The organism is Gordonia lacunae (assembly GCF_002149015.1).
Lineage (GTDB): Bacteria > Actinomycetota > Actinomycetes > Mycobacteriales > Mycobacteriaceae > Gordonia > Gordonia lacunae.
In genome coordinates, this window is the sequence record NZ_NGFO01000061.1 from 1 (window position 1) to 12,198 (window position 12,198).

Sequence of the window (12,198 nt, forward strand, 5' to 3'; positions counted from 1 at the left end):
GAACTGGTCCGCTCACGCCCAGTTCGCGATGGACACCGGAACGCAGGTGTTCTTCGCCGATCCGCACTCACCGTGGCAGCGACCATCCAACGAGAACACCAATGGTGTTCTGCGCCAATATTTTCCTAAGGGAACTGATCTGTCGCGGTGGTCAGCTGAGGACCTCGAGGCCATCGCCTACACCCTCAACAACCGTCCTAGAAAAGTCCTTGGATGGAAAACTCCCGCCGAAGTCTTTGGCGAACAACTACACTCGCTACAACAACCCAGTGTTGCATCGACCGATTGAACGCGCCCAATTCCGATCGCGAAAATTCGTACACGCCTTGAACACTCATGGACTCACGGGGTCGATGGGCAAAGTCGGAGCGTGCGGGGACAACGCAGCGATGGAGAGTTTCTTCGCACTCCTGCAACGCAACGTGCTCGACCGCCAACGCTGGGACACCCGCGAGCAGCTTCGGATCGCGATCGTCACCTGGATCGAACGGACCTACCGCCGCCGGCGCCGGCAAGCCCGCCTCGGTCGGTTGACGCCTGTCGAGTTCGAAGCAATGATCAACACCGCCGCTGCCGCGGCATGACACCCAAACTGTCACCTATCCGTGCAGCAGTCCCCATCGGCAAATGCATTGCTTCTATAGAAGTGTGCCCACCGAACGCTGACGACGTTCGGTGGGCACACTTGCGCCCTATAGCGGCGCTAATTCGATACAACCGGCAGCTCGCCCTGCTCATGCTTCGCGCGTAACACCTTCTTATCGAACTTGCCCACGCTCGTACGCGGTACCTGCTCCACGAACGTCCAGTTCTTCGGGATCCACCAGTGTGGGATCTCCTCCGGGCAATTTCTTAGGCACCACTCGTGAAGCGTGTCAGCCGACACCTTGCGACCCGGTACCGGAACCACCACGGCGAGAGCTGTTTCCTGCCACCGGGGGTCGGGCATCGCGACAACCGCGGCCTCGGCGACATCTGGGTGCGACATGATCCAGTTCTCGAGCTCCACTGACGAGATCCATTCGCCCCCTGACTTGATGACGTCCTTGGACCTGTCGGTCAGCGTCAGGTACCCGTCCGGGCTGATGTGTCCCACGTCTCCGGTCCGCAACCAGCCATCCCGAAACCTCTCGGCGTCCTCGAGCCGGTAGTAGCTGCCTGTGACCCACGGACCCCGCACTTCGAGTTCGCCGACGGACTTGTCGTCACGGGGAACCGGCAGGCCGCCCTCGTCGATGAGGCGCATCTCCACCCCGCAAATTGCCCGTCCCTGTCGCTTGCGGTACGACATTTCCTTTGTGGGGCTGATCCCGGCGGGAGGCCGACTTACCGCTGCAAGCGGGGACGTCTCAGTCATGCCCCACGCCTGGATAATCTGTACGCCGAAGCGGTCCGCAAACCCTTCGATCAACGACTGCGGGACAGGAGCTCCACCACAGGCGACAAGGTCGATTGATGACAAGTCGACACCCGGATTCGCGATACCGTACTGAAGAAGATCGTTCCAGATTGTCGGTACTGCTCCTGCCTTCGTGGGGCGATGCTGTTGGATCAAGTCGGCGAGCGGCGCCGCTTGAAGGTATCGATCAGGCATGAGCAAGTCCGCGCCGGCCATCAGCGACGCGTAGGGCAGACCCCAGGCGCTGGCATGAAACATCGGCACGACGGGAAGTACACGATCGGCTTCTGCGATCGCCAGAGCGTTACCAGTACACGCTGCAATGGAGTGCAGAAACACCGAGCGATGACTGTAGACGACCCCCTTGGGATCGCCTGTAGTGCCGCTCGTGTAACACATACCCGCAGCCGACCGCTCGTCGGGATCGACCCAAGAGAACATTGGTGATTCTGCTGCGAGCGCGTCATGGTATCGCATCACGGTCACGCCGTGGCCGTCGAGCGGGGAGGTGTCGCCGTCGCCGGTAACGAACACAACCCGAACCGTCGCCAAGCCCGGTAAGACCGCCGCCAACAACGGCACCAGCGACCCGTCCACAATGATGACCTTGTCTTCGGCGTGGTTCGCGATGAACTGCAGCTGAGCCGGTGACAACCGGATGTTCAGCGTATGCAGCACCGCGCCCATCGCGGGTACCGCAGCGTACGCTTCGAGGTGCTCCTGGTTGTTCCACAGCATGGTTGCCACGCGGTCGTCGCCGACCACGCCGACCCGGCGCAGAGCATTCGCCAGACGTGCGCATCGCTCTTCGAGATCGCCGTAGGTTGCGTACCGGGCAGAGTCGCTCGCGGAATAAGTAATCACCTGCCTATCAGTATGATTGGTTGCGACGTGACGCAGTATCGATGACACTGTCATCGGCACCTCCTGCATGGTGCTTTTCATCAAATTCTCCTTTCGCGGCGGACGCTGGATCATTCGGCAGGTCCGTAATCCTGGATCTGCCAGCCGTTCTCGGTCTTCAGCACGACTACTTTCAACAGTGTGGGGAGTTCGCTCGGCTGAGGGTTCTGAACATTCTGGGTCTTCTGGGTGGCGAAGACCAGCACCGTGTATTCCCCCCGGTTCTCGCTGGCGCTGCCGGTGACACTGGTCGCCAGTACGCGTCCCGACGCTTGGACCTTGGCCTGTTCCATGATTTGGGTCAGGGTGGGTTCGACATCGTCGTATCGCTTGACCAACGCATCGCTGGCATTCTCTTTCACTTCGGTAAAGAATGCGCCGGTGTTTTGGTAGCTGTAGGTGAGCGACTTTGTGGTGTAGTCCGATGCTGCCTGCGCTGCCTGCGCTCGTTGTGTGGCAGCGTTCTCCGCGGACGTCTTTGCTTCCCTCATGTCAATGTAGAGGTAAGCAAAGAGGCCGGCCAGCACCGCGAGTGCCACCACGAAAGCGCCGGCGGCCACCGCCTGGACGCGTGCTGATCTCCATCGGTGCCTGGCATCGGACGTCGGGGGGCTTGCCTCGTCCGGGGCGGGACCGTCTTGGGACGTCGCAGATTCTGTAGCACCAGTGGCGTCGCTGCGATCTGCTTTGTCGGAAGCCGCAGTCAGCTTATCCTCAGCGCTGCTGTCCTTGGATTCTGGTCCGTTGTCTTGTGCCGTCATTTGCTGCCTTCTGTGAATGCTGGTGTAGGAGGTATCCATCGGGCGTCAGCGAGGTGATGGCGTGACGGCGATCGGAATCTGCGCCTGCCCCCGATGTGACGCTGGGAATGTTCGAGCCAGAAGATCACCGATCGATCCGAAGTCGATGTATGTGTCTGCGACTTTCGCCGTCGCCGGCTTCACCGCGCGGGTAATGGCGACAATATCGGGCTGGAGTATCTGGATGTAGCCGCTGAGCTTTTCCACTAGCTTCAGGATCGGTGGCCATTTGTCGTAGGACGTAGAAGTGAAAACGATGAACGCACGTTGGATCCTCGCCAAACCGTCGACGGCATCCGGGGTCCGGACCGACGCGGTGCTGAGCACACCGCCCACGTTCGACATAAGGCCCAGGAGGAACTCGGCATTGTCCGCAGTGGTACGGACGGCACCGTCGTCACCGACGAAGTCCACGAGGCGGTGCATCATGTCTCCGATCGTGTCGAGGTCCTTTTGCCGGCCGTCGACTGCCGCCGAGATCGTTTCGTTGATGGACTGAATCGATGCTGGATCGAGCGCGTCCGCCACTGCCGACATTTTCGGGAGCACCTGGGGAACGGATTGCGACACGCGGATGGCGCCGGCGGGCACTAGGTCCCCACTACGCAAGTACTCACTGGTGGTTGTGCCCGGTGGGATGAAATTGATGTATTGTTCTCCCGCGACCGAGAGGTTCTGAATCGTCATGACACTGCCGCGAGGAATCTTATAGTCGGAGTCGATGGACATGTCGACGGCGAGCTGATTACCTGTGACGCGAATAGATGTCACTTTTCCCACCGGCACCCCCTCTAACATTACCGGTGATGTGTCTAGAAGGCCGCCCGAGCTCTCGAGTATGGCCGAGATCGCGTAGTCGGTGCGGAACGGGTTTACCCGTGCCACGTCGATGATCAAGTATGTCGCTCCGACGAGGAGAACGAGGACAAGGGCAACCAGCGATACGAGGGTGCTGCGGATCATGGCATCATTCCGATCGCTCGCAAGACGGTTATGAACGACTCGGCATCACGCCGCGCCAGTTCTCGGCCATCGATAGACACATCGGAGACGTTGATATCTGGCGAGCTGACGAATGGGATGAGCCTTTCGCGTATTACACGAGCCGCCTTGTCGGAAACATCCTTGGAGTAGATGTCCGAGTACGCGATGGACGCGACCACTGGCGCGATCGCGCCCACCGTTTCCTTGATGCGGGAATACTCAGGGTCGACGATACGGCCTGCGGATACCGCGAAGTCGCGCAGATTAGCGATGAGTAGCGCTACGTCAATTAGCGAGTAGCCCAGACCATAAAAGTTCACTCCCCCCTTGGTCAACATTCGGTCTGTACCTGACGGGTCGGCCAGGATCACTTTGAGTGTGCGATCGGCTGACTGCAGGATTACGTCGAGTTTGTCGGTGTTGGCAGACACCTCAGACACGGTGCGCAAGGTCGTGCGGTAGAGCGCATCGAACTGGGCGGGGTCACTCGGAAAAGTCGAGTTCAGCGTCGATATCGCGGTATGGATTTTATCGAGTTCACCCCCGCCCAATACGTTAGCCATACCCCGCATCACGTCCTCGACGTTGGCAGCCGGTTCGGTGCGTGAGAGAGGTATTACCGATCCCGCGCGCAGCAAGCCTTGGGTGGACTGCTGTGCAGGGGGAAGGATGGCCACATAAATCTCGCCCAGGAGAGTGTCTTGGCGGAGTTCCGCGCGCGAATCTTCCGGCAGCTGGGCGTCTTTATCAATTCGGGCAGCAACCAGCGCGTGGCCTCCGTCGTAAGCGACGCTGGTGACGGCACCGACGTCAATCCCTCGAGAGAGGACTTTGGCACGGGCAGGCAAGTTCAGAGCACTCGTGAACTCGATCTCGATGTCGTAGCCGTCTCGGGCGGATGATCCACCGATGGTCGGCGGGTTGTCAGCACTGATGCTGCAGGCGGCGAGGGCGATAGTCGCTACGAACAGCGTCACGATCGCGGCCGTGACACGACGAAGGTAGCCGTAGATCATCATCGAGGTTGCCCTCCGATCAAGTTGGCGATCGTCGCCGCTTCGTTACCCGTCGCGCAAACGTCCTTGACGGAAGGAGGAGCGCACGCGTTCTTGAGGGCCTGCAGTGGTACAGATATTGCGAATGCCCGCAGGATCGACTTCGCATCTGGATGCTCAACGATGAGGTCAGCTGTTCGAGCGGCGACGGACGCAAGTATGTTTTCTTGCTTGCCCGCTTGCGAGAGGAGGGGAACCGCAGCATCTCCAAGTGAGAAAATAGGTGGCCCGAAGTCAGACGATAGGCGCGACAGGATAGGGACGAAGGTGCCTGCGTACTCTGTTGCGGCGCCGAATGTTTGACCGAAAGCAACAATCACCTCAATTGCGCCTACGAAGTTGTCGAATAGCTGGGTCACCTCAGTACTGTTTTCGGTGGCAACACCGGTTAAGGTGGCGAGATTGGCTACAATCCTGCGTATCTGGCTATCACGCCGGGTCGGATCGTTGATTAGCGTGGCCGAGTCCTGGAGAATGCCGGATATATCACCCTGGGTCCCTTCCATGTTTTTCGAGACGAGTGTAAGTGCCTGAAGAATCGCATCCGTGTTACGTCCGTCGTCCTTGACGAGTTCGTCTGAAAGAGTGCTGATCGCGTCGAGCGTTTGACTAATCCCCAGTGGAGTCCTGGTCTTTTCCAGTGGGATACACTCAGCCGACTTGTAATATTCTCCGCCACGATAGGGATGGGTGAACTCGATTTGTCTTTCGGTGACAATCGAGGTGGACACCAGGGTCGCACCCACATCTGCGGGAAGCGGCACGGTCTTGTCGATCCGCATATCGACACGCACACCTTTCTGTCCCTCCTCGTGAATGCCTACGACCCTGCCCACCTTCTTGCCGAGCATCGCGACGGAATTGCCTTCGTACAGACCTGATGCGTCAGAAAACTCCGCACATAGTGATCGCGTGTCGTCGTCGGCTGTCGCATAGTCGATTCCGACGCCGCCGATCACTACTGCCAGTGTGACAATGGTGGCGATCGGGATCAGATGCCGACGCATCCGCTCCGTCAACATTTGTTATCACCAATCGGGATACAGACGCGGACGGTCGGTTCAGGACTCGCAGGTCCGACCTGCGGAGCATTGAGGAGAATGCTCAGTCTTCTGGTGATCTGATCGACCTGGGCCAGCGCGTCTTGGTAGGCGGGCATCTGGGCCGACACCTTGTTTAGAAGGATCTTAAACTGCTGTACCGATGGTTCTATACCGTCGCGGTACGCGACAAGCGGCCGGGTCAGCAACTTAAAAAGACGACGTAGATAATCGAACCCGCTCTGGACGTTGGCGATGTCTGGTCCAAGGGTGCGGGCAAGGAAGCTGAGCTGGCGTAGGAAGTCCACGAGTACCTGCTTGCGGTTTGCGAGGGCAGCGACATACTCGTCGGACAAAGCCACCGTCTTGTCGAGTTGTGCGTACTGACGCTCCAGCAAGTCCATCAGGCTGCTCGCGTTTTGCAGGGCATCAGGGATATTGGTGTTTCCGTCGGAAAAGGCATCCTGTAGCAACGCCGCCGTGCGCCGTAGATCAACACCACGCACGTCACGGAACACCGGTGTAGATGTCTCCAGGGTGCTGGAAATATCATAGGTGCTGCCTGTCTGCACCAGTGGGATCGCGCCGTCAATGGCCGACGGGCCTGAACCTGGGTCGAGGTCCAATACACGTCCACCGATAGGGGTGAGGAGACGGACGTTCGCCGTCGCGTCCGACCGAACGGCAATCGAGTCATCCAGCCGGAACCGCACGGTGATGAACGTTCCGGTCAGGTCGACCGACGCTACCTTGCCTTTCCTGATCCCGGCGATACGTACCTGGTCGCCAGCTTCCAATCCGCCGGTATTGACTAACTCCGCGCTGTAGATAGTTTGTCCGGGCGGCGAGATATACACAGCTCCGGCGGCGACGAGACCGGCCACCGTGACCATCGTTACGACCCCCGCCAGGATGAGGTCCCGCCGACGCTGCGGGCGGTGATGCGGACGCTTGCCGAAGAAACGGGTCACTGGCACACCACCAGTCGTTGACCCATCAGGGCGATCTGCACTGTTCTCGGTAGGTCGAGCACCCCTCGGGCACACCCTGCCGCCGAGGGCGGGGGAGTCGCGTTGGATGTTGCGGCCAGGGCGTCCAGGAGCGGCTTCAGGAGAACGGCACCATTCAGTAGGCCTTCTGTATCCCCTGGCTCCCGCACTAATCTCTGAAAGATAGCCGCGAAGCTGGTGTCGTAGGTCGACTCGATCTGCTCACCGGCGAGTACAGTCTTTGCCATCGAACGGTTGACCTCTCGCAGCGAGGCCCGCAGTCGATCGCTCACGCGGCTGAACGCATCGACGATTGACCCCAATTTGTCTATCAACTCAACCAGTTCAGCGGAGCGCCCCATCAACTGGTCGGACACCTGCCCCAGGCTCGTCACAATATTGGTGATGATCTCTGAACGCTGGTTCCCGTAATCAGTGATGTTCGCGACTTGCTTCATGACTGGTGCGATACCTCGACCGTCTCCCTGGGCAACCCGTAGAAGGTTCGACTGAAGCTCGTTGATTTCCGCAGTATTCAATGTATCGAATACTGGTTTGAAACTGTTGAATAGTGTCGATACGTCGAAGGACGGGACGGTCTTCTCGAGTGCCACCTGTGTGATCGAGTCCTGGTCGGCGCCTTGTCCGGCATTGATGAGTTCCACATACCGCTGCCCCAGCAGATTTTGGTAACGCACAGCGGCAGTCGTCGCGGGGGTAATCGCGACACCGTCATCCAGTTGGAAACGGACGATCGCTGTTGAGCCCTCGAGATCGACAGCCGTTACATATCCCACTTTCACTCCAGCGAGTCGTACCCCGTCGCGGGGCTTGAGTCCGGAAGCGTCGGCAAACACCGCGGAACGCTGCGAACTGGGTGACCCTTCGTTGGTCGGCTGCAGAATCGCGATGATGACATATGAAAGGACTCCGATGAGAGCGATGAAAGCGACGATTTTAATGATTGTGGGTGTTAGCGACCTCAGAGTCATCGCGTGGCACCCCCCATTCTCAATGCGCCTTGTAGGGCAGGCGACGTCTGGACCACCAGTGCTAGCTGGAGCTGGACCCGTTCGTTGAATTTCGGCAAGGCTTTGTCGATGCCATCGAGGATCTGCGGGATCGTGTACACCGTGCGAACTAGCCCCGAGGCGGATCTGGCGACGGGCCGCGCTAGGTCAAGGCCGACGTCTAACAGCGAACTCAGGGCTGGGTAATTCTTATCGAGCAGGCCGCCGAGCCCACCGAAAAGAACCTTTCCCGTGTCGCCGAGATTACTCTTCGTGCGGTCGATGTTTTGTTGGGTGGCGAAAAAGTCAGCGATATCGACGTTCTTCAAGACGCCAGGGACAAACGGCGTCATGAAGTCGGCGACTCCGGTGGACAGGTTAGCCGCAATTCCTAGGTCCTCCCCGACCGGCCGTTTCTGGACATCTCGCGTGAGTTGCGCAATCTGGAGAACGAGTCTTCCGCTATCAGCCATTGCCTGCGAGTCCTCAACGATGAACCTCACTACCGCTTCAAATGAGGGCTGGTCCAGTGCCTCGACCAGCGTGGAGATCTTGCGAACAAGCGTTGACACCGAGGTCTGTTCAGATTGCAACCTGCTCACGTAGACACTCCCGCCGGAACCGATGGGTGGTCCTTGTCCAGGATCTACGATCTCCAGTGCAGTTGGTCCCAATGCGTTTGACGAGGTGTAGTTCACCGTCATGCCCTGCCGGAGAACTAGGTCGTTACCGGAACCGGTGAGGTTGATTTTGACCGCCGCGCCACGGTCTCGAACCGCGATGCTCGAGACCTCCCCCACGGTGAACCCAAGGTACTTCACATCCGATCCCCCCTTCAATCCGTCGCCTATCGCGTCGGTGTTGATGGTCAACGACGTGTGATCGCTGAAGTCGCCGTTAGCGTCACTTATCAGTAAGTAGGCAGCTATCGCGCCGAGGATCAATAGGGCGACCCCCCGAAGGGCCAGGTTCCCGTGCGACGGCTCGCGTCCGGACGGATCATGAAAGACAGCCACTGAACCCCCTACCCTGAAATCCGTACGCCGGAATCGAATCCCCACATCAGAAGGGTCAAGATCATGTCCTCCACGACGATGACTATGAGGCTCGTGCGGATCGCTCGACCGGACGCTCGACCCACCCCCTCAGCTCCGCCTGTGGCGAAGTAGCCCTGATAGCTATGGATAATCACTACAGAAATGACAAATACAAGAACTTTGATAAGCGAGAAGGCAAGATCCTGAGGTTTGAGGAACTGGTCGAAATAGAAATCGTAAGTGCCGCCGGATTGGCCGTGAACTTGTGTGACGACGAGTTTGGCGGCCCCGAATCCGAGAATAAGCGCGACGATGTACAAAGGAATCACGGTCGTGATCGACGCAACTACGCGAGTGCTGACGACGAATGGAATAGGACGTACCGCCATAGCCTCGAGAGCGTCGATCTCCTCGGAAATGCGCATCGAGCCGATCTCAGCTGTCAACCGGCAGCCGGCTTGTGCTGCGAACCCGATCGCCGCGATCATTGGCGCAAGCTCTCGGGTGTTGGCATAGGAAGAGATGAACCCCGTCAGTGAACCCATCCCTACGAGGTCCAGAGAGGCGTAACCCTGGATACCGATTGAGGCGCCGACGGCGATGCCGAGGATGGCGAGGACGATGGCCGTTCCACCACCGACCAAGACTGCACCTCTACCCCAGGCGAATTCTTGTATGTAGAGCAGGGTTTGGCGTCGGTAGGTGGTGATCACATGGCGGATGCCGAGGACCGCGGCGATCACAAAGGTCGCGACGTGCCCCAAGCGTTCAGGTACGTGTACAACTGGCGCGATCACGGCTTCGACAGGGCGGGTGGCGGCGGAGAACCTCCGGGAGGGAACGGTGGTCACGAGGCGTTTCTCATCCAATAGTTTGGGGGACGAACATGGTTGTTAATTGCGTGATAAAGACATTGATCACGAAGCATGCGACGACGCCCAGTACTACGGTGGCATTTACTGAGGTTGCGACGCCTTTAGGGCCGCCTTTCGTCGACAGGCCGCGGTGACAAGCAATCGTCACCACTACAAGTCCGAACACAAGCGATTTGCATAGAGCGACAACGATGTCTGTTATCGATGCGAACGAAGCGAACGAGGCGACGTAGCTGCCTGGTGTGATGCCTTGGACGTCGACGCTGATGGCGTAGCCCGCCAGCAGCCCGGTGAAGACGATTAGCATGCAGAGCAGCGGCGCGGTGATCAACACAGATACGAACCGGGGCGCTACGACTCGCCTGATCGGATTGAGTCCGAGTGTCTCCATGGCAGCAATTTCTTCGCGAATCGTTCGAGCACCCAAATCAGAGGCAATCGCTGATCCGGCCGCGCCCCCGAGTAGGAGGGCGGTAACGATGGGCGCTCCCTGTTGAATAATCCCGAGGCCACCAGCGGCGCCAGCTATTGACGTGGCCCCAACTTGCTGAGTGAGGCTACCCACCTGTACTGACACGATGACACCGAATGGCACAGCTACGAGAATCGCCGGCAGAGTTGTCACGACGATGACGAACCAGGTCTGCGATACGGCTTCGCGAAACGGAAATCGTCCTGTAGCAATGTCTACTGCTACCCACCGCAGGGCCTGACCAGCCAAGCCGACGGTGTTACCAAAAGTGGCAGCGCCGTCTAGCAGACGGTTGACGCCTGTGCCGGTGGTGATGGCCATCTCCCCCCCCTAGTGCGCGTGGTGTGCGCCACTCCATTCGCGTGTGCGTAATGGACAGTATCAGGTACTGGCAGTATTACCTATAGTGGTGAGCACAGACCGTGTTCGGGACCGGTTCCCACACCTCATCGATCCCCCCGCACCCTGTTGCGTAGGTGGCGGGCTGAGTTAAGGACAACGATCAGAGATGACCCCCGAAGCAAGACTGCCGGCACACTCGTCCCAGTGCATGGGCTGCGGAAGCAGCAACCCCCACGGACTTCAACTTGAGGTCTACCGGAGCGGCGAGCGGGTGTACGCCGATCACACCTTCGACGAGAAACACCTCGGCGCGCCCGGGTTGGCGCACGGTGGCGCGATCTCGGCCGCCTGCGACGACATCATGGGTTTCACCCTGTGGATCGCGCGGACCCCCGCGGTGACCCGCACCCTGACCGTCGAATACCGCCGGCCGGTCCCGCTGCACACTCCCATACGTCTCACTGCCTGGATTGACCACGAGTCGGATCGCCTACTGCACATCGCGGCCGCCGGATCGTTCGATGAGCAAACGTACTTCACCTCTAGCGGTGTTTTCGTCAAGGTCGACGTTGCTCACTTTCGACGTTATGCCGACGTATCAACAATCGATGACTTCTTCGCCAACTTCACGCGGTCAGACTGACGCCGCACGCGTCTCCGTTCTGCGCGCCGCCAACTCTGCGAGGTACGCGACCACGTTCGGCGATCCACCGCCAGCGGTCAGGCTGCGACGGTCAACAGGGCTGGAACTGCAAACGCTCGGCCTTCCACTGCCGGTTCAGTAGCGACAGGAAAACAACACCGCAAGGACCGGCTTGACCGCGAGGGTCAGGCCGAGCGGATTGCCCGCCCACCAGTCGCGGCGCTGCAGCATCAGGCTCGTACACAGCGGCTGAACCATAACGGTCACCGGCAGCACTGTTCTCACAGGATTGGAGGGGAGGGCGGCGAGCTCCCTCGAATGTGCAGCTCTCTTCCTTCCGTCCTGGCTACAGTTGAACCGCCCCGGGTCTGTCGGAGGCTCTCGAACCTGTGAAGGATGGAGAGCATGGCAGCACCACGCAAGTACAGTGAGGAACTCAAGGACCGGGCCACCCGGATGGCATGTGAAGCGCGACGAGATCCCGATTCGTCGAGAGGTGCGATCAAGCGGATCGCCGATCAGCTCGGAGTCCATCCCGAGGCGTTGCGCAATTGGGTTCGTCAGGCCGAGATCGACGGCGGGGTCCGCCCGGGCACCACGAGTGAGGACGCTGACCGCATCGCGGCGTTGGAGCGGGAGAACCGTGAAC

At 59.4% G+C, this 12,198-nt stretch carries 14 protein-coding genes and 1 pseudogene; 4 read left to right on the top strand and 11 right to left on the bottom strand.

Annotation, left to right across the window (positions count from 1 at the left end; translation table 11 throughout):
* Together CA982_RS25620 and CA982_RS27020 are read left to right on the top strand one after the other, a co-directional pair.
* The coding region (locus tag CA982_RS25620) for an IS30 family transposase (protein ID WP_144066130.1) at nucleotides 1–289 on the top strand (289 nt) is incomplete at its 5' end.
* Between the two features lie 4 nt (nucleotides 290–293).
* A pseudogene (locus CA982_RS27020) lies at nucleotides 294–584 on the top strand (integrase core domain-containing protein); the annotation flags it as partial.
* 119 nt (nucleotides 585–703) lie between these two features.
* On the opposite strand, the gene CA982_RS25630 reads toward CA982_RS27020, so the two are convergent.
* The 10 genes from CA982_RS25630 to CA982_RS25675 are packed head-to-tail and all read right to left on the bottom strand — an operon-like array spanning nucleotide 704 to nucleotide 10,813.
* Complete coding sequence (locus tag CA982_RS25630; protein WP_014928958.1) at nucleotides 704–2,344, bottom strand: long-chain fatty acid--CoA ligase; 1,641 nt, start codon at nucleotides 2,342–2,344, stop codon at nucleotides 704–706.
* A 29-nt stretch (nucleotides 2,345–2,373) separates the two neighbouring features.
* Nucleotides 2,374–3,102 carry a hypothetical protein gene (locus tag CA982_RS25635; RefSeq protein ID WP_223258800.1) on the bottom strand — a complete coding sequence of 243 codons (729 nt, stop codon included), beginning with the start codon at nucleotides 3,100–3,102 and terminating at the stop codon, nucleotides 2,374–2,376.
* A gap of 6 nt (nucleotides 3,103–3,108) precedes the next feature.
* Nucleotides 3,109–4,065 carry an MlaD family protein gene (locus tag CA982_RS25640; RefSeq protein ID WP_004023297.1) on the bottom strand — a complete coding sequence of 319 codons (957 nt, stop codon included), beginning with the start codon at nucleotides 4,063–4,065 and terminating at the stop codon, nucleotides 3,109–3,111.
* Entirely contained in the window at nucleotides 4,062–5,105 is a 1,044-nt protein-coding gene (locus tag CA982_RS25645; protein ID WP_004023296.1) for an MlaD family protein, read from the bottom strand. Before CA982_RS25645 ends, CA982_RS25640 begins: the two co-directional genes overlap by 4 nt.
* A complete protein-coding gene (locus tag CA982_RS25650) occupies nucleotides 5,102–6,163 on the bottom strand; it encodes an MlaD family protein (RefSeq protein ID WP_004023295.1) in 1,062 nt (353 codons plus the stop codon). Before CA982_RS25650 ends, CA982_RS25645 begins: the two co-directional genes overlap by 4 nt.
* Nucleotides 6,157–7,152 (bottom strand): MlaD family protein, encoded by a 996-nt coding sequence (locus CA982_RS25655; protein ID WP_004023294.1) that lies wholly within the window; start codon nucleotides 7,150–7,152, stop codon nucleotides 6,157–6,159. The genes CA982_RS25650 and CA982_RS25655 overlap by 7 nt, the downstream gene beginning before the upstream one ends.
* Nucleotides 7,149–8,162, bottom strand: a complete 1,014-nt coding sequence (locus CA982_RS25660) for an MlaD family protein (RefSeq protein ID WP_004023293.1) — start codon at nucleotides 8,160–8,162, stop codon at nucleotides 7,149–7,151. The genes CA982_RS25655 and CA982_RS25660 overlap by 4 nt, the downstream gene beginning before the upstream one ends.
* Nucleotides 8,159–9,196, bottom strand: coding sequence for an MlaD family protein (locus CA982_RS25665; protein ID WP_004023292.1), 1,038 nt, complete (start codon nucleotides 9,194–9,196; stop codon nucleotides 8,159–8,161). The genes CA982_RS25660 and CA982_RS25665 overlap by 4 nt, the downstream gene beginning before the upstream one ends.
* A gap of 8 nt (nucleotides 9,197–9,204) precedes the next feature.
* On the bottom strand, nucleotides 9,205–10,068 hold the full coding sequence (locus CA982_RS25670) for an ABC transporter permease (RefSeq protein ID WP_014928961.1): 864 nt from the start codon (nucleotides 10,066–10,068) through the stop codon (nucleotides 9,205–9,207).
* Between the two features lie 10 nt (nucleotides 10,069–10,078).
* Nucleotides 10,079–10,813, bottom strand: a complete 735-nt coding sequence (locus tag CA982_RS25675) for an MlaE family ABC transporter permease (protein WP_033206584.1) — start codon at nucleotides 10,811–10,813, stop codon at nucleotides 10,079–10,081.
* 259 nt (nucleotides 10,814–11,072) lie between these two features.
* Here CA982_RS25675 and CA982_RS25680 point away from each other — a divergent pair, with 259 nt between their 5' ends.
* A complete protein-coding gene (locus tag CA982_RS25680; protein ID WP_004023289.1) occupies nucleotides 11,073–11,549 on the top strand; it encodes a PaaI family thioesterase in 477 nt (158 codons plus the stop codon).
* A 135-nt stretch (nucleotides 11,550–11,684) separates the two neighbouring features.
* Here the strand turns inward: CA982_RS25680 and CA982_RS26620 are convergent, their stop codons facing one another.
* Nucleotides 11,685–11,825, bottom strand: a complete 141-nt coding sequence (locus CA982_RS26620) for a hypothetical protein (RefSeq protein ID WP_156422439.1) — start codon at nucleotides 11,823–11,825, stop codon at nucleotides 11,685–11,687.
* A gap of 129 nt (nucleotides 11,826–11,954) precedes the next feature.
* Between CA982_RS26620 and CA982_RS25685 the strand changes: the two genes are divergently transcribed.
* A partial coding sequence (locus CA982_RS25685; RefSeq protein WP_065632250.1) for a transposase occupies nucleotides 11,955–12,198 on the top strand: 244 nt, incomplete at its 3' end.